The following is a 24,624-nucleotide window of genomic DNA, read 5'->3' on the forward strand; positions in this document are numbered from 1 at the left end:
GCTGTGCACTGGCAGGCTCACCACTGTTCGGCAATGCTGAATCGCGTGACCACCCCGCAAAACCTCGACGAGCGGTTCCGCGATGCGGTCTCCGCCCTGCGGTCACCGGAACACCGGCAGGACAGCGGTGACCCGGTCCGTGCGGGCAGCACCCTGACCGGCGACCGCACCCGGGAACTCTTCGACGCCCAGCTGACCGCCCGACACCTCGACCTCGCGGCCCGCTGGCTGCGCAGCTTCAACGAGGGCTTCGCCACCACCGGATCGGCCGGCCACGAGGGCAATGCGGCGGTCGCCGCGGCGCTGCGCGGCGACGACCCGGCACTGCTGCACCAGCGTTCGGCGGCGTTCTATTGCGTACGGGCGGCGGACCGCGAGCAGGCCGCCGGCAACGACCCGGCCCGCCGCCTCGAGGAAGCCGCCCGGGAGGTGCTGCGCGGGGTCGTCGCCTCGGTCCGCGACCCGATCACCGGCGGCCGGGACAAACTCTTCGGCAACCCGGCCCTGCACCTGCTCCCGGCGGTGTCCACACCGGGCGGGCACCTGCCCCGGGCGGCCGGGCTGGCGCGGGCGCTGGCCCGGGCCGGCACGGCGCCCTGGCCGGACGACGCGATAGTGGTGGCCTCGTTCGGCGACGCCGGTGCGAGCGCGCCCGCGGCGGCCGCGGCGTTCGAGGCGGCCGGGCGGCTCGGCGCCGCCGGCACCCCGATGCCGTTGCTGCTGGTCTGCGAGGACAACGGGGTGGACGCGGGCGACCCGGACGGCTGGGTCGCGACACTGCTGCGCGGCCGGCCGGGGGTGCGCTACAGCTTCGCCGACGGATTCGACCTGGCCGCGACGTACGACGCGGCGGTCGAGGCCGCCGCATACGTTCGCCGCGAGCGGCGGCCCGCGGTGCTCCGCCTCGCCGCCGTCCACCTGCTCGGCCAGGCCGGCGACCCGGACACCGGGCACGACCTGAGCCGGGACCCGCTGGTCGGCACGGCCCGGCTGCTCGTCGAGTCCGGTCTGCTCGGCCCGGACGACGTGATCACGCGGTACGACGAGGTGGGCTGGCAGGTCCGCAAGGCCGCCGAGGAGGTGCTCGGCGAACCCAAACTGGCCTCGATCGGCGAAATCGTCGCGTCCCTGGCGCCGCGCCGGCCGCTGCGGGTGTCGCATGCCGTCACCGAGGCCGCCGACCGCGCGGCCGGGCCCGGCGCGAAGGCACGGGCCCAGGTCTTCGGCGGGCGGCTCCCCGAGCACGCCGGCCCGATGACGCTGGCCCAGATCCTCAACGCGGCACTCACCGACGCGCTCGCCGCCGACCCGGCGCTGCTGCTGCTCGGCCCCGGCACCACCGGCGGCGGGGCGTACGGGGTGACCACCGGGCTGCTCGAACGCGGTGGCGCGGACCGGGTGCTGGACACCCCGCCGGACGCCACCGCGATCCTCGGGCTGGCCCTCGGCGCCGGCACGGCCGGGCTGGTCCCGGTCGCCGAACTGACCGGCCTGGCGGCACTGCACACCGCCGCCGAGCAGTTGCGCGCCGAGGCCGCCACGATGTCGCTGCTCTCCTCCGGGGCCTACCGCAACCCGCTGGTGCTGCGGGTGCCCGGTCTGGCCCAGCCGTTCGGCCTCGGCGGGCACCTGACCAACGACAACTCGGTAGCGGTCCTGCGTGACATCCCCGGCATCGTGGTGGCGGTGCCGGCCCGGGCCGCCGACGCCGCCCCGATGCTGCGTTCCTGCCTGGCCGCGGCGGCCGTGGACGGCACGGTGAGCGTGTTCCTCGAACCGGCCGCCCTCTACCAGACGAGGGACCTCTATCAACAAGGCGACAGCGAGTGGCTGGCCGCCTATCCGGAGCCCGCCACCTGGTCCGGCGAGCACATCCCGATCGGCCGGGCCCGGGTCTACGGGCTCGGCACCGCCCAGGACCTGACCGTCGTGACATACGGCAACGGGGTGCGGATGTCGCTCCGCGTCGCTGCCCGGCTCGCCGCGGACGGGTACGGTTCCCGGGTGGTCGATCTTCGCTGGCTGAATCCGCTGCCCGTCGCTGACCTGGTCCGGGAGGCAACCGCCACCGGCCGGGTGCTCATCGTCGACGAGACGCGGCGTTCGGGCGGCGTCGGCGAAGGAGTGCTGGCCGCACTTGTCGACGGAGCTTTCGTCGGCGCCGTACGCCGGGTTGCCGCCGCGGACTCCCCGGTCCCGCTCGGTCCGGCCGCCCAACAGGTGCTGGTGGGAGAGGATGCGATCACACAGGGTGCCCACGCCCTGCTGGCGCGGTAAATTGCCACACACTCGGTGCGCCACTTGCGCATGGAGCCCGGAGTGTGTGGACTACCCCAAAGGTTCCGGGGAATTCTGACGGCTAGGAGGATTTGGACAGTGAGCGCGACCGCGGGTCAGGCCGACGGCGTACGCAGCCTGGCGGACCGGTTCGGCTTCGAGCCGAGCATGGTGGTCATGGAGATGGGTTACGACGACGATGTCGACGAGGATCTCCGTGAAGCCCTGACCGAACGCGTCGGAGAGCTGGTCGACGAGGACACCGACGAGGTGGTCGACGCGGTGCTGTTGTGGTACCGCGACGGCGACGGTGACCTTTTCGAACTGCTCACCGACGCTCTTGGCCCTCTCGCCGACAACGGCGTGGTGTGGCTGCTTACCCCCAAGGCCGGCCGCGACGGACACGTCGAACCGAGCGAGATCAGCGAGTCGGCGCCCACCGCCGGCCTGCAGCAGACCTCGACGGTCAACGCCGGCAAGGACTGGACGGGCGCACGGCTCGTCTCCCCGCGGGGTGCCAAGAAGAAGTAGCTCGCTGCCCCCTCACTACAGGTCGGCGCCGATCGGGCGCCGGCCCTGGTTAGGCTGAGCCCATGCCGATCGAGGTGGGCCAGCCAGCACCGGACTTCACCCTCAAGGACCAGAACAACCAGGACGTACGGCTCGCCGACTTCCGCGACCGCAAAGCCGTCCTGCTGGTCTTCTACCCGCTGGCGTTCAGCCGCCGCTGCCACGGCGAGCTCACCGAGGTGCAGAAAAACCTGGGAGAGTACGCCAACGACACCGTCCAGGTCCTCACCATCAGCGTGGACTCGATCTACAGCCACAAGGTCTGGGCCGAGCAGGAAGGCTTCGACTTCCCCCTGCTCGCCGACTTCTGGCCGCACGGCGCGGTGGCCGAGGCCTACGGCGTCCTCGACCCCGACCGAGGCTTCGCCAACCGCGGAACCTTCCTGGTCGACACCACCGGCACCATCCGCTTCGCCGAGATGAACACCCCCGGCGAAGCCCGCGACCAGGCCACCTGGCGAGCCGCCGTGGCCGCCCTGGGCGCGGGCGGCACGGCGCAGGCAGGGTAGGATGACGGCTCCGGTGAAACGGGTGCCGGGCGCGTAGCTCAGTGGGAGAGCACTCGCCTTACAAGCGAGGGGTCGCAGGTTCGAAACCTGCCGCGCCCACGAACCGGAGGCTCACCGTGTCCGCGGAACGCGCGGACCTGGCCGGCTCGTCATGCTGACTCCGGGGGCCGAGCCCCCGGAAACCCCACGGCGCGGCTCGCCGTCGGCTTCGGGGGCCGTTGCTCTGGACGCCTCACGGCGTGGCTCGCCGTCGGCTTCGCGGGCGTGGCTTGCCGTTGGCTTCGGGGGCCGTTGTTTTGGACGTCTCACGGCGTGGCTTGTGGCCGATTTCGGGGAGCCGTTTTCCCTTGGACTTCCTGCTGTGGCTTGCTGCCGGGTTCGGGGCCGTTTCTCTCCTCTTTCGCCATGGGCGGCGTACCCCGATCGTTGCCCAGTAGATGCCGCCCGCGCATCAACCCTGGGTCCCCCCAGCCTGGTGCGGTGGCGTTGGACGGGCTGTCTCTGTCGAGATGTTGATCTGCTAGCGATGCGAAATCGCGGTTTCAGGCCCATGATCACCGCGACTTCGTAGCGCTAGCAGATCAACATTGCCGTCCGGACGCGACGCGGCCGATTGCGGCTGTCTGTCCTCGGTGCTTCACCTTCCTCTGTGGCTGCACGTCTCTTGGTGGTTACGCCCCTTGGCGGCCCTGCTTCTTCGGCGGTGTCACTTCTGCTGGAGTGCGGGTGCTGGCCGGCGTCAGCGGCGCCGGACTTGGGCTCTTGCCGGCATCGGCCTTTGTGCTTCGACCTTCGGCTTTGCCTGCGACCTACCCGCCGCCCGCCGCCCGATTTGTCAGGTTTTGGGGGATAGCCAGGTTTGGTAGTGGGTGGCGAAAGGCTCGGTGTTCGTGGCCAGGCCGGAGCTCAGCTCGGCGGTTGCTGCCAGGGCCTGCTCGACCACGTCGGGTGGGTAGGCGAAGCGGGTGCGATTGTGGGTGAACTCGTCCTCGTCGTCGATCAGGACTCGGCCGTCGGGGCGCATGCGCAGGACGTCGATGTCCAGGTCTATGACGGTGAACTGGGCTGGGCCGGTTTGTTCGGCGGGGGTGGTCACGTCGCAGTAGATCTCGGCTCGGGCCGGGGCGGCGGAGAACATGGCCATCCACCAGCCGGTTGCCGGGATCAGGCGGACCGAGTCCTCGCGAGTGCGTTCGCGGCGGCGCCAGCCGTAGCTGTATGTGACGAGTGTGCCTCGCGGTGTGCCGATCCAGGTGCCGAACTTGTCGGTACCTAGCAGGTGGCCGGTGACCCGGCGGTGCGGGCGGCCGTCGTATTTGCGCAGCACCAGCTCCACAGCGTCCATCCGGGCGAGCGTAGCCAGGCCCCGAACGGCAACCCGCATGCACCGGGGCGTGTCTCAAGGCGTCGGGTGGGCGACCGATCCCTCTGGTGTCCGCGGGGAGTGCCCGTGGGCGGGCGGGTCCCGGCCGGTTTCCCCTTGGCGGCCGGGGCCCGCCCGGGTAACGGGTCACCGACGAGAGGGTTGCCGTGGGCACGGAACTGCACGTCGGCGTCGACGCTGAGAAGACCGTCGTGTCCCCGTACACCTTGAAGAGCCGCAGCGGGCGCCTTCGCCGCAACCGTGTCGGGTCTGTTGTCGAGACCGTGCCGTGCGCGCCCAGCGGGCGCACCGCCGAGCAGCGGACCGTCTTCGCGGCCCGGCTGGCGATGCCGCTGATCCTGCTGGCCGCAGCGCTCGGTGCGGCCGGGTTGAGCTGGTGGCTGGGCGCGGCGGGATGTGCCGGGATCATCGGGTACGTCTGGCGTCGCCAGGCCCGGGCCGCACAGGTGGCCGCGTTCGCCGTGCCCCGGGACCCGGAGTCGCGGGTGCTGTGGACCGCCGCCGAGCGTGCCGCCTTCGACGAGGCCCTGGTCGTCGCGGAGCGTGTCCGTGCCACCTGGCCGGTGCTCGCCGGCATGGTCGACCCGGTTGCCGCCGACCGGTCGCTGACCCGTGCCCTGGACGAGCTCGCCGGTGTGCTGGCCCGGCGACAGGATCTGCGTCGGCTGCGTACCGACCTGAACGGTGTACGCGTCGCGGATCTCCCGGCGGACAGCCCGGCCCGTGCCGCGATCGCCGAGCAGGCCGGCCGTGCCGAGGAGCTGTGGCAGGAGACGGGTGCGGCCGCCGACCGGATCGTGCGCGGCATCGAGACCGCGGCCCGGGCGGGGGAGGGCTTCCTGCGGGAGCGTCAGGTGGCGGCGACCGCGCGGCACGCCGAGCGCACCCTGGCCCGGGTCACCGGCGCGGCGTCCGTCGACGGCAGCGGCGCGGAACTGGCCGACCGGACCGAGGCCGTGATCGCCGCCTACCGCTCACTCATGACCGTCGCCTGATCCTGGTGTGAGGAAATAAGAGCCGTCACCTGGTCGAGTGCTCGCGCCACACGTCAGGGCGTACTACCTTGACGAATGACATGTGTTCGCGTGCTCGCGCCCGGCAGACCGTCCGCTTCCGGCGACGACGGTCACGCCGCGCGGCGCGATGTGGACAGTTGCCGGGGGATGAGCGGCCGGCCCGGCGCCGGGCCGGCGGCCACGACGAGCAGCTCCTGCACGCGTTCCGCATCCGGCATCCGCCAGTCCACCTGTTCCGGCGCCACGGTCCACCGGATCGGGCCGTCGAGCAGGCGGTTCGGTGGTGCGGGGATCCACGAGCCGATGCCGTGCCGGACCACGTCGATCCGGTTCTCCAGTTCGGGGCGCAGCGGGCGGCCGGGGCCGACCAGGAGCATCCAGCGTCCGGCGGCGGTGACCGCGACGGGCCCGAGGGCGGGCAGTTGCCGGCCCAGGGCCGCGGGCACCTCGAGGACGTCGAACCGGGAACCGGTGGGCAGCAGCACGGTGTGTGCCTGGCGGCGCCACCAGCGGGCGATCCGGCCCGGGTCGACGGTGGCCGCTGCGGCCCACGCGTCGAGGGCCGGGTGGCAGGCCGTGATCGGGCAGCCGGGACGGCCGCAGTGGAATCGATGGCCGGCGAGGTACGCGCCGGGTGTCACCTGCCAGCCCTGCGCGGCATAGCGCAGGGCAGCGCGGCGCAGGCGGCCGCGGTCGAGACGATCGAGGAGCGCGGGTGGGACGAACGGCTGACGGCTGGTCCACTGCATGGCTCGATTACCCCCGGATCCGGGTCTGCGGCAGTTCTCCGGTGCGGCCCGGCCGTATCCCGCGACGACGCACGTCGTTGGGACCGGCAGATCCACCCTTTGCAACTTGCATCAAAAACTACGAGCATCGGTGAGCAGGCGATCACACACGCTGTGCGATCTGTGCGCACGTGAGCGGTCCACACTGCGAGTGACACCGGATGGCTCATCGGCGGAGAGGCCGCCGGTTGAGTGGGGGAGGCACCGTGGACGAGCTGCCGATCGGCCGCCGCGTCGCCTATTGGCGAGGCCGACGCAAGATGTCCCAGCAGGTGTTCGCGGACAGGCTGGGCAAATCCAAGAGCTGGGTCGACAAGGTGGAGCGGGGAGTCCGCCGACTCGACAAGTTCTCCGTGGTATACGACATCGCCGATGTGCTCCAGGTCGATGTCCAGCTGTTGCTGGGCAAGGAGGTGGAGCGCAAACCGGAGACGCAGAACTGCATCGACCAGGTAGAGGTTGAGGAGATTCGTGCTGCTCTGGAGCGATATGACCAGATGAGTGCGTTCTTCCAAGCGGTGCCGAACTCGCCACCGCTCCCGGAGATGCGCAAAGCGGTCAGTCATGCGTGGCTGACCTACCAGCACGCGAAGTACGGCGTGCTGGCCCGGGCCCTGCCCAAGCTGCTGCGCGACGCGCAGGCGGCGGACAGCGCCTACGCCACCAGCGACGACGCTCCGGCGGCTGCCCATCTGCTCGGGCAGGTCTACCAGATCGCCTCGTCGGCGTTGCGCAAGGTCGGCGAGCACGAGCTCTCCTGGCTCGCCGCGGACCGCTCGATCGCGGTCTCCCAGCGGGCCGGCGACCAGTTGCTCGCCGGGCTGGCAAGTTACCGGGTGGGCAGCGCGCTGCTGGCCCTGGGCCGGGTCCGACCGTCGCTCGAGGTGAACGTCAACATCGCCAACCGGCTCGCACCGGGACCGGACCGGCCCCGCGCCGAGCAGCTGTCCGTCTACGGCATGCTGCTGCTCAACGGCGCGATGTCGGCCTCCCGGATCGGGGACGCCGCGACCGTGCGGGACTTGCTCTGCGGCGCCGAGCAGGCCTCGAAGGAGCTGGGCGGCGACTTCAACCACTACTGGACCAGTTTCGGGCCGACGAACGTGCAGCTGCACCGCTGTGCGACAGCTGTCGAACTTGGTGACGGGCGTCTGGCGGTGGAGGCGCACGAGCGCATGGACAAGAACGGCTTCAACGCCATGCTCCCGGAGCGCCGCGCGCACCACTACCTGGACATCGCCCGCGGCTACACGCAGATCGGCGATGTCGAGAAGGCCGGCGAGATGCTGCTCGAGGGCGACCGGCTCGCCCCGTCCGAGATCCGCTGCCGGCCACTTGCCCACGAAGTCCTTTCCGACGTGCTCCGGCGTACCCGGGGAACGCCACCGGCTCCCATCGCGGAGCTCGCAGAACAGATGGGAGTCGGCGTATGAGAGGTCCATTCGTGGGTGGCAGGTGGGGTGTCCGCGCGTGATGACGGGTAACCCCTCACCCGGTGTGCTGTACGTGCTCGTGTGCGGTTCACCGATGGCCCGGGACGTCGGCATCCTGGTCAGCCTCGCGCAGAGCGAGGGCTGGGAGGTCTGCGTGATCACCACCCCGGACGGCCGCAAGTTCGTGGACGTGGCGGCCCTGCAGGCACAGACCGGGCATCCGGTCCGTTCCGACTACAAGAGTCCCGGCGACCCGGACGTGCTGCCCCAGGCCGACGCGATGATCGTCGCGCCGGCCACGGTCAACACGGTCAACAAGTGGGCCGCCGGGATCACCGACACCCTGGTGCTCGGCCTGCTGATCGAGGGGTACGGGTACGGCGTGCCGACCGCCGTCGTCCCGTACACCAACCGGGTCATGGCATTGCACCCGGCGCTGCACGAGAGCCTGGCGAAGCTGCGGGACTGGGGCGTGCACGTCCTCTACGGCGAGGACGTCTGCCGTCTCGGCGGGCCGGGGCAGACCGACCGGTTCCGCGGCCAGTTCCCGTGGCGGCGTGCCCTGCAGGCGGTGAGCGGTCCGGTGACCGCGGGCAGCCGAGTCGAGCCTGGGGCGGTTTCCTAGCCAAGTAGAGTTGGCAGTCGTGGCCGACTGCACCCTGCGTTCCCTGGTTGACGCTCTCGATGCGCGGTACCCGCGTGCCTGGGCGGAGTCGTGGGACCGGGTGGGACTGGTGCTGGGCGAGTTCGACTCCGTCATCTCCCGTGTGCTCTGCGTCGTCGACTGCGTGCCCGAGACCGTCGACCAGGCCCTCGCCGTCGGCGCCGACCTGATCGTGGCGCATCATCCGCTGCTGCTCAAACCGGTGTCCTCGATCGCCCCGGACACCTACAAGGGCCGGATCATCCATCGGCTGATCCGGGCCGGCGTGGCGCTGCACACCGCGCACACCAACGCCGACGTGGCGAACCCCGGTGTTTCCGACGCGCTCGCCGCCCGCCTCGACCTGACCGGCCTGCGCCCGCTGGTGCCCGCCGAGGGCGCCGCCGCGGGTGACGGGCGCGGCCTGGGCCGGATCGGTGAGCTTCCGGAGCCGCTTCCGCTGAGCGGGCTGGCCCGCCTGACGGCGGAGCGCCTGCCCCGGACCGCGGCGGGGGTACGGGCTGCCGGCGACCCGGAGCGCATGATCCGCACGGTCGCGGTCTGCGGTGGTGCCGGTGACTCCTTCCTGTCCGTCGCGGCCCGCGCCGGCGTCGACGCCTACCTCTGCGCGGATCTGCGCCACCACCCGGTCAGCGAGCACCTCGCCGAGGACGGCCCGGCTCTGCTCGACGTCGCGCACTGGGCCAGCGAACGGCCCTGGCTCGACGACGTGGCCGCCTGGTTGCGCGCGAGCTTCCCCGTCGACGTGATCGTCTCCGACCTGGACACCGACCCCTGGACCGTCCACCTCGCTTCGGAGCCGACCGCTCCGGAGCCCACTGCCTCTGTGCCACCCGCCGCTTCTGAGAAGGAGAACCATCCGTGAAGGCCGCCCCGGAAGCCCAGCGTCGCCTGCTCGACCTGCAAGCCGTCGACACCACCCTGGCCCAGCTCGCGCACCGCCGTAAGTCCCTGCCCGAGTTGGCCGAGATCGACGCGGTCGCCCGGGAACTCTCCGCGCTCGAGGACGAGCGGGTCCGCGCCCAGGTCGCGGTCGACGACCTGGACCGGGACATCAGCCGGTTCGAGAAGGACATCGAGCAGGTGCGGGCCCGCAAGGACAAGGACCAGAAGCGGCTGGACGCCGGTGGCGCGCTCCGCGAGATCGAGGGCCTTCAGCACGAGCTGGCCACGCTGAACCGGCGCCAGTCCGAGCTGGAGGACGCCGAGCTGGAGCTGATGGAGCAGCGGGAGACCGCGGCGGCCACGCTGGCCGACGTCGAGGGCCGGATCGCGGCGGCGGCCGGGCGGCGTGCCGACGCCGAGCGGCGGCGCGACGAGGCCTACCAGGAGATCACCAAGGAGCAGGAGTTCAAGACGGCGGCGCGGGTGCCGCTCTCCGCGGACCTGCCGGCCGACCTGGTCACCCTCTACGACAAGATTCGTACGGAGACCGGCCTGGGCGCCGCCCTGGTCCGTGCCGGTCGCTGCGGCGGCTGCCGGATCGAGCTCTATGGCGCCGACCTGAACCGGGTGAAGTCGGCGCCGGCCGACGAGGTGGTCCGCTGCGAGGAGTGCCGCCGGATCATGGTGCGCACCACGGAGTCGGGGCTATGAGTCTGCACGTGATCGTCGAGGCGGACGGCGGGTCGCGGGGGAACCCGGGGCCGGCCGGTTTCGGCGCGGTCGTCAAGGAGGCGGCGACCGGTGAGATCCTGCTGGAGCGGTGGGACTCGGCCGGTGTCACCACGAACAACGTGGCCGAGTACTCCGGTCTGATCGCCGGCCTGCGCGCCGCCGCCGAGCTGAACGCCAGCCAGGTCGACGTGCTGATGGACTCGAAGCTGGTCATCGAGCAGATGTCCGGCCGCTGGCAGATCAAGAACGCCGGTCTGCGCCCGCTCGCCGCCGAGGCGGCCACGCTCGTCGCCAAGTTCGACCGGGTGACTTTCGACTGGATCCCCCGGGAGCGCAACAAGGACGCCGACGCGCTCGCCAACCGGGCGATGGACGAGGCCGCCGGCAAGACACCCCGGACACCGCAGCCGGCCGCGGTCGCGACCGCGGGGACGACCGTGGGGACGACCGCGGCACCGAAGTCCTGGGCGCCGCCCGCGCTGGAGAACGCGACCCGGATCGCCCTGGTCCGGCACGGTTCGACCCCGCTCACCTCGCAGGGTCGCTACTCGGGTCGCGGTGACGTGCCGCTCACCGATGAGGGCGAGGCGCAGGCGATGGCGGCGGCCGGTCGGGTGGCCGGCATCTTCCGGGACGTCGCGGCGGTGCTGAGTTCGCCGCTTGCCCGCTGCACGCGTACCGCGGAGCTGATCGCCGCCGAGGTGGGTGGCGTGCCGGTGACGGTGATGAACGACCTGATCGAGTGCGACTTCGGTGAGTGGGAGGGACGCACCTTCGCCGAGGTGCAGGAGCGGTGGCCCGCGGAGATGTCGGCCTGGCTGGCGTCGACGAGTGTCGCCCCGCCGGGTGGGGAGTCGTTCCAGGCGGTCGCGAAACGGGTGCGTGGGGCCATGTCCACGGTCCTTTCCGCGTACCCCGGGAAGGCTGTCGTCATCGTCTCGCACGTCTCACCCATCAAGCTGATCCTGCGCGACGCGCTCGCCGCCGGCGACGCGTTCCTGCACCGGCTCTTCCTGGACGCGGCCGGGGTGTCCACGATGGATGTGTGGCCGGACGGGAACATCGCGGTGCGCACGGTGAACGAGACCGCGCATCTGCGGTAGCGGATATTGACCCGGCAGGGCGGGACGTTTAGCTTCCTCAATTAGGAAACTTTCTTCAACGTTTCGCCCTGGAGGGCTCATGCGCGGTTTCACCCGTCGCCTCGTCGCCGTCGCGGCAGCCGCCGCGTCCGTCGTGGCAGCGGCACCGGCTCCTGCACAGGCTCATGGGAACACCGACCGGCACGTCAAGGTCGCCTACTTCACCCAGTGGGGGATCTACGGCCGTGACTTCCAGCTCGCTGATGTACAGACTTCCGGCGCCGCGGCGCGGCTGACCCATATCAACTACGCGTTCGGCCCGGTCACCGCGGACGGCGTCTGCGCCTCGGCCGACCCGTGGGCGGACTGGCAGACACCGTTCTCCGCGGAGAACAGCGTCGACGGCGTCGCCGACGTGGCCGGTCAGCCGGTCGCCGGCAACCTGAACCAGCTCGCCGAGATCAAGAAGAAGAACCCGAAGCTGCGGGCGCTGATCTCGCTGGGCGGCTGGAGCGGTTCGGCGTACTTCTCCGACGCGGTCCTGACCGACGCCTCCCGCAAGAAGCTGGTCAGCTCCTGCATCGACCTCTGGATCAAGGGCAACCTGCCGGGCCTGGCCCCGGGCGCGGCCGCCGGCATCATCGACGGCATCGACCTGGACTGGGAGTGGCCGGGCTCGTCCGGCAACACCGGCAACATCATCCGGCCCGAGGACAAGCAGAACTTCACGCTGCTGCTCGCCGAGTTCCGGTCGCAGCTCGACCGGCTGGGCCGCGCGAACCGCAAGCACTACGAGCTGACCGCGTTCGTGCCGGCGGCGCCTGCCAAGATCGATGCCGGGTTCGAGGTCAAGAAGGTCTTCAAGTACCTGGACTTCGCGACCGTGCAGGGCTACGACTTCCACGGCACCTGGGAACCGGTCACCAACCAGCAGTCGGCGCTGCGGGTGCCGGCGGGTGCGCCGGACAACCCGGACTTCTCGGTGGAGAACACGATCAACGCGTGGCTCTCCGGTGGGGCGCCGAAGAAGAAGCTGGTGCTCGGTGTGCCCTACTACGGCCAGGGCTGGACCGGGGTCAGCGGCGGCGGGGACGGCCTGTTCCAGCCGGCCACCGGGCCGGCGCCGAGCATCTTCGGCGGCGGGACCGAGGACTACAAGACGCTGAAGAACCTGCCGAAGCAGGGCTACACCGTGCACCGCGACCTGCGCAACGGGCACGCCTGGCTCTTCGACGGGACGACCTTCTGGACGTACGACGACCCGGCCGTGCTGCTGCAGAAGTCGCTCTACATCCGGGCGAAGGGGCTCGGCGGCGCGATGATGTGGTCGCTCGACGGTGACGACGCGAAGGCGTCGCTGACCAAGGCCATCACGGCCGCGCTGCGTTGATCGTTTGAGGCGGTGCGTCCACTTGGCGCACCGCCTCGCTCATTCGGCGCATACGGGATCGACCGATCGACCGATGTCTCGTTAACGTGATCGAGGACACATCGTTGATGGGAGTCGCGCATGGCCGAGCCGGATCGTCCTCGTACCGATAAAAGTCCCTGGAACTGGCTGCTCCTGATCCCGATCGTGGTGCCGCTGCTGACGTTCCTCTACAACCACGACGAGCCGCGGATCGCCGGTTTCCCGACGTTCTACTGGCTTCAGTTCGCCTTCATCCTGCTCGGCGTCGGCACCACGACGCTCGTCTACCAGATGACCCGGCGGAGCCGGCGATGAGCGATCACATCACCGAGATCATCATCTTCACGTTCCTGTTCCTGCTGGTCAGTGGCATGGGGTTCGTGGCGTCCCGGTGGCGCCGGCCCAAGGACATGGCACACCTCGACGAGTGGGGCCTGGGCGGGCGCAGCTTCGGCGGGTGGATCACCTGGTTCCTGGTGGGTGGTGACCTCTATACCGCGTACACCTTCGTCGCCGTGCCTGCCCTGATCTTCGGCGCCGGTGCCGCCGGGTTCTTCGCGGTGCCCTACACGGTGATCATCTACCCGCTGTTCTTCCTGATCCTGATCCGCCTCTGGTCGGTGTCGCACCGGCACGGCTTCGTCACGCCTGCCGACTTCGTCCGCAGCCGGTTCGACTCGCCGACGCTCGCCCTGGTCATCGCGATCACCGGAATCGTGGCGACGATGCCGTACATCGCGCTCCAGCTGATCGGCATCGAGGCGGTGCTCAAGACGATGGGCGTGACCGGGGAGAGCGCGTTCGCCCGGCATCTGCCGATCATCATCGCGTTCGCGATCCTGGCGGCCTACACCTATCAGTCCGGGCTGCGGGCCCCGGCGCTCATCGCCTTCGTCAAGGACACGCTGATCTACATCGTGATCCTGGTGGCGGTGCTGTGGCTGCCCTACAAGCTGGGCGGCTGGGGTGCGATCTTCGACGCCGCGGATGCCAAGTTCCAGGCCTCGCCGTCACCGAACGACGGGATCCTGCTGAACGCCAACAACCAGGTGCAGTACTTCACCCTGGCCCTCGGTTCGGCGCTCGCGCTCTTCCTCTACCCGCACAGCATCACCGGCGTGCTGGCCAGCAAGAACCGGGACGTGATCAAGCGGAACATGTCGGCACTGCCGGCGTACAGCTTCCTGCTCGGCCTGATCGCGCTGCTCGGCTACATGGCCATCGCCGCCGGCGTGAAACCGCTGCCCGGCGCCTCTCCCGGCAGCGTGGACAACAACACGGTGGTGCCGCTGCTCTTCGATCAGCAGTTCCCGGCCTGGTTCACCGGCGTCGCGTTCGCCGCGATCGGCATCGGCGCCCTGGTGCCCGCCGCGATCATGTCGATCGCCGCCGCGAACCTGTTCACCCGCAACATCTACAAGGAGTACCTGCGCAAGGACGCCACCCACGCGCAGGAGGCGAACGTCGCCAAGATCACCTCGCTGGTCGTGAAGGTCGGTGCGGTGGCCTGCATCGTCTTCCTGGACCCGCAGTTCTCGATCGACCTCCAGCTCATCGGCGGCGTGATCATCCTGCAGACCGCGCCCGCCGTGGTGATCGGCCTCTACACCCGCTGGCTGCACCGGGGCGCCCTGATGGCCGGCTGGGCCGCCGGCATGGGGCTCGGGTTCTGGATGCTGTGGCAGATCCCGAACGCCGCGACCGGCCGGAAACACTTCGGCGGCTCGGCGTTCCCGCTCTCCGAGTTCGGGTTCGACACCCAGAAGACGATCTACGTCGGGTTCGTGACAGTGCTGGTGAACCTGCTGGTGGCGGCGCTCGTCACGCTGGTGCTGCGGGCCGCCAAGACACCCGAGGGCACCGACCACACGGCGCCCGACGACTACCTGGCCGACGAGGGTGACCCGCGCATCGAGCGGCACCGGGACGAGACGGCGGTGGAGACGCCCTCGTCGACCTGATCGTCCCCGGGCCCCGCCACGGCTATTCGCGTGGCGGGGCCTTTACTCCTGAATCGGAACGCGGCTCACGTCCGCTCCGGTAGCGTCTGTCCCAAGAGTCTCGTTTGTTTGTTTTGAGGTCTTGGCTGATGACGACCCTGACACAGCAGTTCGCCGAGGAATACGCAAAAGGCGCCGTTCCCGGCATGCTCCGGGCCATCCGCACCATCAAACGGGCCAACAACCTGATCCTCGTGGGCGCGCTCGCCGCCAGTTACCTGCACCAGGCGCACTTCCTGGTCAGCCTCGGCGCCGGCATGTTCGCCTGGATCGTCCCCGCGGTCTTCGACCTGGCCATGCTCTCCATGCTCACGGTCAGCCAGACACCCGGCATGGCCGCCGACGCCAAACGCGCCGCCATGAAAATCCTCGCCGTGGTCGTCATCATCTCCGCGGCCGTCAACTTCGCCGCCCCCGGCCCGCTCGGCCTGCGCGTCATCTTCGCGCTCGTCGTGGGCCTGGTGGCCGGCGTCGAATGGGTGGCCGCCAAGATCCGCCCCGACTTCGCCGCCATCGAGGCCCGCGAGGTCGAAGCCGTCGCCGACATCCGCCCCGGCCGCCGGCTCGACCCCGAGGTGGCCAAGGCCCGGGCGGCGAAGGCGGCGGCCACCCGGCGCGCCAACCAGCAGGCCGCGGCCAAGGCGGCGCGGACGGCCGAGGAGGCGGCGCGGACCAGGGCGGCCAAGGCGGCGGAGCGCGCAAGGGTACGGGCGGAGCAGGCGGAACTGGACCAGATGCTCAACCAGACCCGCGTCATGTACACCGACGAGGTGGGCGCCCACCGAGCCTCCTGAGCAGCCCGCAGAGGCCATGGCCGGAGGGCGGCGGACGAGCCGGCCTGTACGCCGGATTCTGTGGCCGGGACTTTCGTCGCCGGTGGCGGCCATCCATCTAGGCCTGCCGTTGCCGGCAGGCTCGAGCAGCCTACCCGCAGGCTCGGGCGAGCAGCCCTCGAACGCCTGCGCCGGCCGCTGCCTCGCGGCGGCGGCCTTGCTTGGCCTTGCTCCGGGTGGGGTTTACCGAGCCACCCCGGTCACCCGGGGTGCTGGTGAGCTCTTACCTCACCGTTTCACCCTTACCGGCGCCACGCCGAAGCGTGTGCCGGCGGTCTGTTTTCTGTGGCACTTTCCCGCGGGTCGCCCCGGGTTGCCGTTAACAACCACCCTGCTCTGCGGAGTCCGGACGTTCCTCGGCGGTGCCGTGATGGCACCGACGCGGCCGCCCAGCCGACTCGTCCGTCGCGCTGCAATCGTACGTGTTGCCTGGTTGCACCCTGCCGGACGGGTGGCGCGATGGGGAAGTCCGGTTTTGCCGGGCCGTTCTCGGGTAGTGCGGCCGGAAGCCCGGCGGCGGGGGTGCGGTCCGCCGCCGGGCCCCCGGTCGGCCGGTCGCCAGCCGGCTGAGGAAAGTCTTCGAGTGCCCGTCCGGGCGGCATTCCAGGGTGGACGCGGTTTCAAACCTGCGGGTTGCGGCGAACTTCCGGGAACAGGTCGAGCAGCAGTTCCCGTACCCCTTCCGCGTCCAGATCGTGCAGACTCCGGCACGGCATGCCGCGCAGCGCCCGGGGCGGGCCGGCGGCGTCGACGCAGAGCAGGACGAGGCGGTCACCGGTCGCGGCGAGGAGTCGCTGCCAGTCACTCTCGGTTGCCGGGTGTTCAGCGGAGAACAGGGCCAGCACGGGGTCCGATCCGGAGGACGCGGTGAGTAGCCGATGTGCGAAGTCGGAACGTGCGATGTGTACGTCGACAGCATGACCGGCGGCCCGTAGTTCCTGGGCGATCCAGTTCGCCCATGGCCCGTCAGGGACGGCGTGGGAGACGAGTATGGGCACGTCTGCAGCATGACGTAACGCAGTCCACATTGCTCGCCACACTTCGAAGGTCGTCGCTGAGGGGATGTGAGAATGTCATCCGTTGACGTGCAACTTGCACAACTCTTAGTGTCGGAGTCGTGACGGCGGGTGGACCCTTAGGGAAATGGGCGGCCGGGTCACGGGGAAAATGCTGACAAAGCATCCGGAGTCGAGGAGCGCTCGATGACTGTGGCGATCGGGATCAACGGGCTCGGGCGGATCGGTCGCAGCTTGACCCGGATCGTGGCCGCCATGCCACAACCCGGCGTGGAGATCGCCGCGGTGAACGACATCGCGTCCACCGAGAAGATGGCGTACGGCCTGCGCCGCGACAGCCTGCGCGGCGCGTTCCCGGGGACGGTGACCGCCCGCGGGGAGTACCTGGTGGTGAACGACCACGCCATCCGGACGTACCACCATGAGCGCCCCGACCGGATCCCCTGGGCCGAGGAGGGCGTGGACGTCGTCATCGAGGCGACCGGCCTGTTCCGGGCCGGGACCGCGGCGCGTTCGCACATCACCTACGGTGGTGCCCGCAAGGTGGTGATCAGTGCGTCCGCCGACGACCCGGACGCCTTCCTCGTCTTCGGGGCCAACCACGACAGCTACGACCCCGCGCTGCATGACGTGGTCTCGCCGGCGTCCTGCGGGGTGAACGCGCTCACCGTGATGGCGAAGGTGCTGCTCGACCGATTCGGACTGCGGTCCGTGCACACCTCGGTGATGCTCGCGACCCAGGGCTGGCAGCGGGTGCAGGACGCGGTGGTCGGCACCTCCCGGGACGACCCGCGACTGGGCCGGGCCACCGCGGAGAGCATCATCCCGCACAACCACGTGGTCGGTGACCTGGTCCGGATCGCGCTGCCGGAGATCGGCGAGATGCGGTACAGCTACTACTGCGTGCCGACCCCGATCGGCTCGCTCGCCGAGATCTCCGGTCAGACCGATCGGCCGGTGACCGCCGAGGAGATCAACCGGGCGATGGCGGAGGCGGCTGCCGGTCCGCTGCGGGGCATCCTGGCGTACGACCCGGACCCCACCGTGTCGATCGATGTGAAGAACAACCCGGCCTCGTGCCTGTTCGACCCGTCCGGCACGCAGACCACCGCGGACGGCGGGGTCAAGGTGCGCGGCTGGTTCGACAACGAGTGGGGTTTCTCGAACCGATTACTCGATCTCGCGCGCCTGGTCGGTGAACGCTTACCCGTCTCGTCGAGCCAGGTGAGCTGGAGCGCGGTCTAGGCCGGACACGGCCTAGGCTCCAAACATGATCAACGACGAGGATGTACGGGCGGCCGCGCGTCGCGTCGACGGCCGGATCCGGCGTACCCCGGTGGCCGAGGCCGGCCCGGACCGCTGGTTCAAGCTCGAATATCTGCAGCACGCGGGGTCGTTCAAGACCCGGGGGATGGTCAACCAGATCCTCGCCGGCGCCGAGCGCGGTGCCCTGCCGGGCGCCGGGGTGGTGGCGGCGTCCGGTGGCAACGCCGGCCTGGCAGCCGCCTACGCGGCCCGCGAACTCGGTGTCGCGGCCGAGGTGTTCGTGCCGGTCACGGCCCCGGCGGTCAAGGTGGCGAAGCTCGGCAAGCTGGGCGCGCGGGTAGTGCAGAGCGGGACCGAGTATGCCGAGGCGTACGCCGCCGCAGTCGTCCGGGCCGCGGAGACCGGTGCCCTGTTCTGCCACGCCTACGACGACCCGGACATGGTCGCCGGTAACGGGACCATCGGCCTGGAACTGCTGGAGCAGGTGCCGGACCTGGACACGGTGCTCGTGGCGGTCGGCGGCGGCGGCCTCGTCGCCGGGGTCGTCGCGGCGCTGCGGGACCACGTGCGGATCGTCGCCGTCGAACCGGTGAACTCGGCCGCACTGCATGCCGCGCTGCGCGCCGGCGAACCCGTGGACGTGCCGGTCTCCGGCGTGGCCGCCGACTCCCTCGGCGCCCGGCGGGCCGGCGCCATCGCCGTTCAGCTCGCCCAGGACGCGAAGATCACGTCGGTGCTGGTCGAGGACGAGGCGATCGTCGAGGCTCGGAGCCGGCTCTGGGACGAGTACCGGATCGTGGTCGAGCACGGCACCGCGGCGGCCCAGGCGGCCCTGCTGTCCCGGGCCTACGTGCCGGAACCCGGCGAGAAGGTGGCCGTCCTGCTCTGCGGCGCCAACACGAATCCGTCCGATCTGGCCTGAATCGGCGCGAGGGCTGCGAAGCTCGTTGACGTGACCAGTTTTCGCCGCTTCGCGCTCGCGGTCTGCGTGACCGGGGTGCTCGTCCAGCTCCTGCTCACCGCGTACTACCTGGGCATGGGCCACAAGGCGGCGCCGCACCACCTGCCGGTCGGCCTGATCGCCACCGGTCAGCAGGCCGAGCAGGTCACCGCCATGCTGGAGGACGGCGACAAGTTCCGGGTCACCGACTTCGGCTCGGCGGACGCGCTGACCACGGCGATCCGGGAACGGGACGTCTACGGCGGCGTCGACCTGACCGCGGGGTCGCCGATGCTCTACGTGGCGAGCGCGGCCGGCGCCTCCGCGGCCTCCCTGCTGCGCTCCACCTACACCGCCGTGATGCAGCAGCAGACCGCGAACCAGCTGACCGCGCTCGCCGCCGACTCCGACGCGGTGACCGTCGCGCAGGCGCAGGCCCTGATCACCCCGCCGCAGGTCACCGACGTGGTGCCACTGCCGGCCGACGACGTCAACGGCGTCTCGCTCGGCTTCCTCACCCAGGCGCTCTCGCTCGGCGGCTCGATCGCCTCGATGGGCCTGGGCCGGCTCATCCCGCGCGCCCGCCGGTCCTGGAAGCGCGGCGTCACGCACCTGTCGCTGCTGATCCTCTACGCCGTCGGGTCGGCCGCCGCGGTGCTCTGGTCGATGAGCTGGTTCGGGGTCGGTGAGGGCGCGAACCGGACCGAGATGCTGCTCATCTTCTCGCTGATCTCGCTCGCCATCACCGGGTCCACGGCCGGTGCGGTGGCGCTGATCGGCCCGGCCGGCGCGCTGGTCGGCATCTTCTACTTCACCATCGGCACGGTCATCTCCGGTGCCAGCATCCTGCCCGAGTTCCTGCCCGACTTCGGGCGGCTCCTCGGCGAGAACCTGCCGACCGGCGCCGGCGTCCAGGCGGTCCGCGACAACCTGTACTTCCCGGACGCGCCGATCGGCAGTCACCTGCTGGTCCTCGCCCTGTACGCGGTGATCGGATGCCTCGTCGTGCTCATCACGAACATCCTGCCGAACCGGAAGAACAGCGTCTCCGAGATCGACCTGGGGCTGTCCGACCGAAACTCCGAATCGGCAACCGTGCCCACCTCATGAACCGGAGCATGCGGTCGATCCGTACTTGACTTGAAGTATCAAGTACAGGGAGAAAGCATGCCGGTCCGTACGCGCGTCACCGTTCCGCTCGAGTTCGCCGATGGCTTCCGCACCACCGCCGAAGTGATCACCTTCACCGGCCTGGTGGACGGCAAGGAGCACCTGGCCCTGGCGCTCGGCGACGTGGACGGCGCCGAGGTCCCCCTGGTCCGGATGCACTCCGAATGCATGACCGGCGACGTCTTCGGCTCCCAGCGCTGCGACTGCGGCCCGCAGCTGCGCGAGGCGGTCGAGCAGATCGCGGAGACCGGTGGCTACCTGCTCTACCTGCGCCAGGAGGGCCGGGGCATCGGCCTCTACGCGAAGCTCGACGCGTACGCGCTCCAGGACCTCGGCATGGACACCTATGAGGCGAACCGGGCACTCGGGCACGCCGACGACGAGCGGGACTACAGCGCCGCCGCCCAGATGCTCACCGCGCTCGGCGCCGGCGCCGTCGACCTGCTGACCAACAACCCGGACAAGTCCCGCCAGCTGCGCGACCTCGGCATCCAGGTCCGCTCGGTCCGGCCCACCGGCGTGCACGCGTCCGCCGCCAACGTCAGCTACCTCCAGGCCAAGGTGGCGCACACCCAGCACACGATCGACCTGGCGTCCGCTTCCTGACCGTACTTTTCCGGGTTTTCTCGCGGGAGGCCTCAGGTTTCGGCCCGGGAGCCGAACGGTTCTGACATGGGTATCGAAGGAGTGAACCAGCGCATCGCGAACATCCAGAGCCGGATCATCTCTATGCAGACCCAGCAGGCCACCGCGACGCAGACGCGGACGGCCACCTCCGGCTCGTCCGCGTCCACCGCCGCGAGTGGCGCCAACTTCGCCAGCCAGCTCCAGTCGGCGATGACGTCCGCCGCGGGGCCGGCTGCGGCGGACAAGACGTACAAGCTGAACAGCAAGGGCGTGCCGGAGGACCTGGTCGCCTACGGCAACGGCAAGATCCCGGAGGAGGCGCTCGGCCGGGTGGGCAACACCAACCACAAGCTGTGGGCGCCCGCCGCCGAGAACCTCAACCGCATGATCGATGATGCCAAGCGGGACGGCGTGAAGATCGGCATCACCGACTCGTACCGGCCCTACACCGAACAGGTCGACCTCGCCCGGCGCAAGGGCCTCTACTCGCAGGGCGGGCTCGCTGCCAAGCCCGGCACCAGCGAGCACGGCTGGGGCATGGCCACCGACCTGGACCTCAACGCCAAGGCACTGACCTGGATGCGGCAGAACGCCAAGGAGTACGGCTTCGTCGAGAACGTGCCTCGCGAGAGCTGGCACTGGGCCTTCCGCCCGAAGACGTAGCCGCGCGCCCAGGTGCGGTCTCGCCGCGCCCGGCCCCGCGTCCTGCCGCTTCCTCGGCGGGCGCTCAGGCGCGGCAGATGATTTCGCCGTGCGGGATGGTGAACCAGCCGTCCGGGGCGTCCGACCAGCGGCGCCAGCCGTCGGAGATCCGCCGCAGGTCCGCCTCGGTTGCCGCGCCCGTCGCCAGGGCCGTCGTCGCCATGTCCGAGTTGCGGATGCGGTCCGCCCACATGCCGCCCCACCAGTGCCGGTCCTCGTCGGTGGCGAAACACCAGACGCTCGCGGTGGCCGTCACGTCGGTGAAGCCGGCGGCGCGGGCCCAGGAGAGCATCCGGCGGCCGGCGTCGGGTTCGCCGCCGTTGCCGCGGGCCACCCGTTGGTAGAGGGCCATCCACTCGTCCAGTTCCGGGAGCAGCGGGAACCAGGTGAAACCGGCGTAGTCACTGTCCCGGGCGGCGACCACCCCACCCGGCCGGGTCACCCGGCGCATCTCGCGCAGGGCGGCCACCGGGTCGGCGACGTGCTGGAGGACCTGGTGGGCGTGCACCACGTCGTACGCGTCGCCGGGCATGTCGAGGGCGTGCACGTCACCGACGGCGAAGTCCACGTTCGGCAGCGACTGCCGGCCCACTTCGGCGCGGGCCAGGTCGAGGGCGTCGGCGGTGCGCTCCAGGGCGGTGACGCGACCGGGTGTGATCCGTGTCGCGAGGTCGGCCGTGATGGTGCCGGGGCCGCATCCGACGTCCAGCAGGGAGATTCCGGAGGAAAGATGCGGCAGGAGGTAGGCCGCCGAATTCTCTGCGGTGCGCCAGCGGTGTGAGCGCAAGACCGACTCGTGGTGTCCGTGCGTGTACGTCGCCATGCCACTGACGCTAGGCCCGCTGTCCCCGAATATGGGACTACTATCCCACAATGTGAACAAGGTGATTTCTTCGCTCGCAGTTCAGGCCGTATTTTGGTGCTCATGAGGATCGGCATCGTCGGCGCGACGGGACAGGTCGGTGGCGTCATGCGCCGCATCCTGGCCGAGCGCGCCTTCCCGGTAGACCAGCTTCGTCTCTTCGCCTCCGCGCGCAGCGCAGGCCGCACCCTGCCGTGGGGCAACGGAGAAGTGACAGTCGAGGACGCCGCGACCGCGGACTACAGCGGCCTCGACATCGTGCTCTTCTCGGCGGGCAAGGGCGGCTCCAAGGAATACGGGCCCCGCGTCGCCGAGGCCGGCGCGGTCGTCGTCGACAACTCCTCGGCCTGGCGGATGGACCCGGAGGTGCCGCTGGTCGTCGCCGAGGTCAACCCGGACGCGGCCCGCAACCGCCCGAAGGGCATCATCGCCAACCCGAACTGCACCACCATGGCGGCCATGCCGGTGCTGCGGCCGCTGCACGACGAGGCCGGGCTGGTCTCGTTCGTCGCCACCACGTACCAGGCCGTCGGTGGCGCCGGGCTCGCCGGTGTGGCCGAGCTCGACGAGCAGGTCAAGAAGGTGGCGGACCGGGCGACCGAGCTGACCCACGACGGCTCCGCGGTCGAGTTCCCCGAGTCCCGGGTCTTCCCGAAGCCGATCGCGTTCAACGTGATCCCGCAGGCCGGGTCGTTCGTGGACGACGGCACCGGCGAGACGGACGAGGAGCAGAAGCTCCGCAACGAGAGCCGCAAGATCCTCGACCTGCCGGAGCTGCTGGTTTCCGGGACCTGCGTGCGCGTACCCGTCTTCACCGGGCACTCGATCCAGATCAACGCCCGCTTCGCCCGCGCGCTCACGCCGGACCGTGCCCGGGAGCTGCTCGCCACGGCGCCCGGCGTCGAACTCGCCGACGTGCCGACGCCGCTGCAGGCCGCCGGGCGCGATCCGTCCTACGTGGGCCGGTTCCGGGTGGACCCGACCGCGGAGAACGGGCTGGCGTTCTTCATCTCGAACGACAACCTGCGCAAGGGTGCGGCCCTCAACGCCGTGCAGATCGCCGAGCTGGTCGCCGCCGAGCTCCGCTGATCCAGTACACCGCGCTGATCCGGCACATCCGCTGACCCCGCACATTGTGCGGAACCGCCCCGGCCACCCGGCCGGGGCGGTTTTGTTTTCTTGCGTGGCACTTCTCAATGGAAATTTGGGACTTTTTGCCCGAATCGGTAGCGCATGGCCGGTTTTAGCGGCACAGTGATGGAATGAACGACAGTGGGCTCGGCGGTGCAGGGTACTTCTGGTGCCTCCGCGACCACCGGGTTGAGAGCGGAGACCAGGTGTGTCCCGCCCAATACCGGCTCGGTCCCTACGCCACGGCTGACGAAGCGACGCGGGCACTCGACACGGTCGAGAAGCGCAATGCCGAGTGGGATGCCGAGGATGCCCGCTGGACAGGGGAAGCCAGCTAACGCACGGTCCCGGCACGCGTTGTCCATGCCGTAGCCGCGCCGTCTCCAGGCGCAGACGTGCCCGCAGTCATTCGCAAGGAGGAACACCTCGATGCCCGCTGCCAAAAAAGAGGCAACTGCCAAAAAGGCAACGACCAGATCCGCTGCCACTCCCGCGCGCGCGACCGGCGGATCCCCCGCCCGGTCCGCTGCCGCGCCCACCCGCACCACCGCCACGCCGGCCCGGTCCGCTTCCGCGCCGGCCCGGTCCGCCTCCGCGCCCGCTCGCCCTGCTGCGGGACGGGCGCCCTCCACGGTGGCCGGTGCGAAAACGGGTGCGGCGCGAGGCAGGACGGCGGTGGCGGCTGGTCGGGCGGAGCAGCGGGGCAGGGTACGGGTCACCGCCGTCGTACCGGAGAAGAAGGCAGCCGCTTCCCCGGCCGCCAAGCGTGCCGCCGCCGCTGCTTCCCCCGCGAAGCCGGCCCGTGCCGCCGCTTCGACATCAGCCGGCGCCGCCGTTTCGAAGCCGGCCCGTGCCGCCGTTTCGAAGCCGGCTCGTGCCGCTGCTGCGAAGTCGGCCGGTGCCGTCGTTTCGAAGTCGGCTGGTGCTGCCAAGCGGGCCGCTTCTGCGAAGCCGGTTGTTGTCGCGAAGCCCGTCGTCGCTGCGAAGCGGGCCGCTGCTGCGCGTCCGGCCGCTGTGAAATCCGCTGCGTCGAAGCCGGCTGCTGTGAAGTCCGGGCGCGGGGCGGCGGCTGCGATTGCCCGGCCCGAACTCAAGTCGAGTGCGTCCAAGGGCGGCTCCGGCCGGACTACGGGGAGCCGGGCTGTTGCTGCGAAACCGGCGACTGCGAAGGCGGTTTCCGGGCGTTCGGTGGTTACCGCCAAGATTCCGGCCGGTAAGGCGGGAGCCGGGCGGGGTGTGGCTACGGGTCCGGTTTCCGGGGCGGGTCCCAAATCTTCGACCGCTGGCAAATCCGCTGCCGGTAAGCCTGCGGTGGCGAAATCCGCT

The 24,624-nt window shown here is 70.4% G+C and carries 24 protein-coding genes, 1 tRNA gene and 1 other RNA gene; 20 read left to right on the forward strand and 6 right to left on the reverse strand.

Going from position 1 to position 24,624, the window contains the following annotated elements; genetic code table 11:
• The first annotated feature begins 33 nt into the window (after positions 1 to 33).
• The 4 genes from LPA41_RS20690 to LPA41_RS20705 all read left to right on the forward strand — a co-directional run bounded on the left by LPA41_RS20690 (position 34) and on the right by LPA41_RS20705 (position 3,455).
• On the forward strand, positions 34 to 2,277 hold the full coding sequence (locus LPA41_RS20690) for a transketolase C-terminal domain-containing protein (protein WP_229072296.1): 2,244 nt from the start codon (positions 34 to 36) through the stop codon (positions 2,275 to 2,277).
• Positions 2,278 to 2,376: 99 nt separating this feature from the next.
• Positions 2,377 to 2,808: a DUF3052 domain-containing protein gene (locus tag LPA41_RS20695; RefSeq protein ID WP_229072297.1), complete on the forward strand. Its 432-nt coding sequence runs from the start codon at positions 2,377 to 2,379 to the stop codon at positions 2,806 to 2,808.
• A 62-nt stretch (positions 2,809 to 2,870) separates the two neighbouring features.
• The gene (locus LPA41_RS20700; protein WP_229072298.1) at positions 2,871 to 3,356 is read left to right on the forward strand and encodes a peroxiredoxin; all 486 of its coding nucleotides are present in this window, start codon (positions 2,871 to 2,873) and stop codon (positions 3,354 to 3,356) included.
• Between the two features lie 27 nt (positions 3,357 to 3,383).
• Positions 3,384 to 3,455: transfer RNA gene (locus LPA41_RS20705), tRNA-Val, on the forward strand.
• A gap of 736 nt (positions 3,456 to 4,191) precedes the next feature.
• Here LPA41_RS20705 and LPA41_RS20710 read toward each other — a convergent pair.
• Positions 4,192 to 4,701 carry a DUF402 domain-containing protein gene (locus LPA41_RS20710; RefSeq protein ID WP_229072299.1) on the reverse strand — a complete coding sequence of 170 codons (510 nt, stop codon included), beginning with the start codon at positions 4,699 to 4,701 and terminating at the stop codon, positions 4,192 to 4,194.
• 185 nt (positions 4,702 to 4,886) lie between these two features.
• Here LPA41_RS20710 and LPA41_RS20715 point away from each other — a divergent pair, with 185 nt between their 5' ends.
• Complete coding sequence (locus tag LPA41_RS20715; protein WP_229072300.1) at positions 4,887 to 5,735, forward strand: hypothetical protein; 849 nt, start codon at positions 4,887 to 4,889, stop codon at positions 5,733 to 5,735.
• 131 nt (positions 5,736 to 5,866) lie between these two features.
• Here LPA41_RS20715 and LPA41_RS20720 read toward each other — a convergent pair whose 3' ends face one another.
• Complete coding sequence (locus tag LPA41_RS20720; RefSeq protein WP_229072301.1) at positions 5,867 to 6,505, reverse strand: bifunctional DNA primase/polymerase; 639 nt, start codon at positions 6,503 to 6,505, stop codon at positions 5,867 to 5,869.
• Between the two features lie 245 nt (positions 6,506 to 6,750).
• Between LPA41_RS20720 and LPA41_RS20725 the strand changes: the two genes are divergently transcribed.
• The 9 genes from LPA41_RS20725 to LPA41_RS20765 all read left to right on the forward strand — a co-directional run bounded on the left by LPA41_RS20725 (position 6,751) and on the right by LPA41_RS20765 (position 15,545).
• Positions 6,751 to 7,977: a helix-turn-helix domain-containing protein gene (locus tag LPA41_RS20725; RefSeq protein ID WP_229072302.1), complete on the forward strand. Its 1,227-nt coding sequence runs from the start codon at positions 6,751 to 6,753 to the stop codon at positions 7,975 to 7,977.
• Between the two features lie 40 nt (positions 7,978 to 8,017).
• Positions 8,018 to 8,602, forward strand: coding sequence for a flavoprotein (locus tag LPA41_RS20730; RefSeq protein WP_229072303.1), 585 nt, complete (start codon positions 8,018 to 8,020; stop codon positions 8,600 to 8,602).
• Positions 8,603 to 8,621: 19 nt separating this feature from the next.
• A complete protein-coding gene (locus LPA41_RS20735; RefSeq protein WP_374238186.1) occupies positions 8,622 to 9,506 on the forward strand; it encodes a Nif3-like dinuclear metal center hexameric protein in 885 nt (294 codons plus the stop codon).
• Entirely contained in the window at positions 9,503 to 10,237 is a 735-nt protein-coding gene (locus tag LPA41_RS20740; RefSeq protein WP_229072305.1) for a zinc ribbon domain-containing protein, read from the forward strand. The genes LPA41_RS20735 and LPA41_RS20740 overlap by 4 nt, the downstream gene beginning before the upstream one ends.
• Complete coding sequence (locus LPA41_RS20745; RefSeq protein ID WP_229072306.1) at positions 10,234 to 11,361, forward strand: bifunctional RNase H/acid phosphatase; 1,128 nt, start codon at positions 10,234 to 10,236, stop codon at positions 11,359 to 11,361. Before LPA41_RS20740 ends, LPA41_RS20745 begins: the two co-directional genes overlap by 4 nt.
• Positions 11,362 to 11,440: 79 nt before the next feature.
• Positions 11,441 to 12,730, forward strand: coding sequence for a glycoside hydrolase family 18 protein (locus LPA41_RS20750; RefSeq protein WP_229072307.1), 1,290 nt, complete (start codon positions 11,441 to 11,443; stop codon positions 12,728 to 12,730).
• A 120-nt stretch (positions 12,731 to 12,850) separates the two neighbouring features.
• Positions 12,851 to 13,066: a DUF3311 domain-containing protein gene (locus LPA41_RS20755; protein WP_229072308.1), complete on the forward strand. Its 216-nt coding sequence runs from the start codon at positions 12,851 to 12,853 to the stop codon at positions 13,064 to 13,066.
• Positions 13,063 to 14,712: a monocarboxylate uptake permease MctP gene (gene mctP, locus LPA41_RS20760; protein ID WP_229072309.1), complete on the forward strand. Its 1,650-nt coding sequence runs from the start codon at positions 13,063 to 13,065 to the stop codon at positions 14,710 to 14,712. The genes LPA41_RS20755 and mctP overlap by 4 nt, the downstream gene beginning before the upstream one ends.
• A 128-nt stretch (positions 14,713 to 14,840) precedes the next feature.
• A complete protein-coding gene (locus LPA41_RS20765) occupies positions 14,841 to 15,545 on the forward strand; it encodes a hypothetical protein (RefSeq protein WP_229072310.1) in 705 nt (234 codons plus the stop codon).
• Between the two features lie 31 nt (positions 15,546 to 15,576).
• Here the strand turns inward: LPA41_RS20765 and rnpB are convergent.
• Together rnpB and LPA41_RS20775 are read right to left on the reverse strand one after the other, a co-directional pair.
• Positions 15,577 to 15,985, reverse strand: an RNA gene (gene rnpB / locus LPA41_RS20770) — RNase P RNA component class A.
• Positions 15,986 to 16,204: 219 nt separating this feature from the next.
• Complete coding sequence (locus LPA41_RS20775) at positions 16,205 to 16,582, reverse strand: toll/interleukin-1 receptor domain-containing protein (RefSeq protein ID WP_229072311.1); 378 nt, start codon at positions 16,580 to 16,582, stop codon at positions 16,205 to 16,207.
• Positions 16,583 to 16,786: 204 nt separating this feature from the next.
• On the opposite strand from LPA41_RS20775, the gene LPA41_RS20780 reads away from it, so the two are divergent.
• From LPA41_RS20780 to LPA41_RS20800, 5 genes are all read left to right on the forward strand, one after another.
• A complete protein-coding gene (locus LPA41_RS20780; protein ID WP_229072312.1) occupies positions 16,787 to 17,845 on the forward strand; it encodes a type I glyceraldehyde-3-phosphate dehydrogenase in 1,059 nt (352 codons plus the stop codon).
• 25 nt (positions 17,846 to 17,870) lie between these two features.
• On the forward strand, positions 17,871 to 18,788 hold the full coding sequence (locus LPA41_RS20785) for a serine/threonine dehydratase (protein ID WP_229072313.1): 918 nt from the start codon (positions 17,871 to 17,873) through the stop codon (positions 18,786 to 18,788).
• Between the two features lie 30 nt (positions 18,789 to 18,818).
• Positions 18,819 to 19,916, forward strand: a complete 1,098-nt coding sequence (locus LPA41_RS20790) for a hypothetical protein (protein ID WP_229072314.1) — start codon at positions 18,819 to 18,821, stop codon at positions 19,914 to 19,916.
• A gap of 57 nt (positions 19,917 to 19,973) precedes the next feature.
• Positions 19,974 to 20,582 (forward strand): GTP cyclohydrolase II, encoded by a 609-nt coding sequence (gene ribA / locus LPA41_RS20795; protein ID WP_229072315.1) that lies wholly within the window; start codon positions 19,974 to 19,976, stop codon positions 20,580 to 20,582.
• Positions 20,583 to 20,648: 66 nt separating this feature from the next.
• On the forward strand, positions 20,649 to 21,266 hold the full coding sequence (locus tag LPA41_RS20800) for a D-alanyl-D-alanine carboxypeptidase family protein (protein WP_229072316.1): 618 nt from the start codon (positions 20,649 to 20,651) through the stop codon (positions 21,264 to 21,266).
• A gap of 64 nt (positions 21,267 to 21,330) precedes the next feature.
• Here LPA41_RS20800 and LPA41_RS20805 read toward each other — a convergent pair whose 3' ends face one another.
• Entirely contained in the window at positions 21,331 to 22,128 is a 798-nt protein-coding gene (locus LPA41_RS20805) for a methyltransferase domain-containing protein (protein ID WP_229072317.1), read from the reverse strand.
• A 102-nt stretch (positions 22,129 to 22,230) separates the two neighbouring features.
• Here LPA41_RS20805 and LPA41_RS20810 point away from each other — a divergent pair, with 102 nt between their 5' ends.
• Positions 22,231 to 23,256, forward strand: a complete 1,026-nt coding sequence (locus tag LPA41_RS20810) for an aspartate-semialdehyde dehydrogenase (protein WP_229072318.1) — start codon at positions 22,231 to 22,233, stop codon at positions 23,254 to 23,256.
• 104 nt (positions 23,257 to 23,360) lie between these two features.
• Here the strand turns inward: LPA41_RS20810 and LPA41_RS20815 are convergent, their stop codons facing one another.
• The gene (locus LPA41_RS20815; protein WP_229072319.1) at positions 23,361 to 24,407 is read right to left on the reverse strand and encodes a hypothetical protein; all 1,047 of its coding nucleotides are present in this window, start codon (positions 24,405 to 24,407) and stop codon (positions 23,361 to 23,363) included.
• Positions 24,408 to 24,624: the final 217 nt, after the last annotated feature.

The sequence above is a fragment of the Actinoplanes sp. DH11 genome (assembly GCF_020873875.1).
Lineage (GTDB): Bacteria > Actinomycetota > Actinomycetes > Mycobacteriales > Micromonosporaceae > Actinoplanes.

Excerpts from the sequence above, each read along its gene's own strand:
- LPA41_RS20810 (WP_229072318.1), top strand. The coding sequence starts at position 22,231 with ATGAGGATCGGCATCGTCGGCGCGACGGGACAGGTCGGTGGCGTCATG.
- LPA41_RS20750 (WP_229072307.1), top strand. The coding sequence starts at position 11,441 with ATGCGCGGTTTCACCCGTCGCCTCGTCGCCGTCGCGGCAGCCGCCGCG.
- LPA41_RS20805 (WP_229072317.1), bottom strand. The coding sequence starts at position 22,128 with ATGGCGACGTACACGCACGGACACCACGAGTCGGTCTTGCGCTCACAC.
- LPA41_RS20730 (WP_229072303.1), top strand. The coding sequence starts at position 8,018 with ATGACGGGTAACCCCTCACCCGGTGTGCTGTACGTGCTCGTGTGCGGT.
- LPA41_RS20745 (WP_229072306.1), top strand. The coding sequence starts at position 10,234 with ATGAGTCTGCACGTGATCGTCGAGGCGGACGGCGGGTCGCGGGGGAAC.
- mctP (WP_229072309.1), top strand. The coding sequence starts at position 13,063 with ATGAGCGATCACATCACCGAGATCATCATCTTCACGTTCCTGTTCCTG.
- LPA41_RS20780 (WP_229072312.1), top strand. The coding sequence starts at position 16,787 with ATGACTGTGGCGATCGGGATCAACGGGCTCGGGCGGATCGGTCGCAGC.
- LPA41_RS20690 (WP_229072296.1), top strand. The coding sequence starts at position 34 with ATGCTGAATCGCGTGACCACCCCGCAAAACCTCGACGAGCGGTTCCGC.
- LPA41_RS20720 (WP_229072301.1), bottom strand. The coding sequence starts at position 6,505 with ATGCAGTGGACCAGCCGTCAGCCGTTCGTCCCACCCGCGCTCCTCGAT.
- LPA41_RS20700 (WP_229072298.1), top strand. The coding sequence starts at position 2,871 with ATGCCGATCGAGGTGGGCCAGCCAGCACCGGACTTCACCCTCAAGGAC.
- LPA41_RS20755 (WP_229072308.1), top strand. The coding sequence starts at position 12,851 with ATGGCCGAGCCGGATCGTCCTCGTACCGATAAAAGTCCCTGGAACTGG.
- LPA41_RS20710 (WP_229072299.1), bottom strand. The coding sequence starts at position 4,701 with ATGGACGCTGTGGAGCTGGTGCTGCGCAAATACGACGGCCGCCCGCAC.
- ribA (WP_229072315.1), top strand. The coding sequence starts at position 19,974 with ATGCCGGTCCGTACGCGCGTCACCGTTCCGCTCGAGTTCGCCGATGGC.
- LPA41_RS20765 (WP_229072310.1), top strand. The coding sequence starts at position 14,841 with ATGACGACCCTGACACAGCAGTTCGCCGAGGAATACGCAAAAGGCGCC.
- LPA41_RS20800 (WP_229072316.1), top strand. The coding sequence starts at position 20,649 with ATGGGTATCGAAGGAGTGAACCAGCGCATCGCGAACATCCAGAGCCGG.
- LPA41_RS20785 (WP_229072313.1), top strand. The coding sequence starts at position 17,871 with ATGATCAACGACGAGGATGTACGGGCGGCCGCGCGTCGCGTCGACGGC.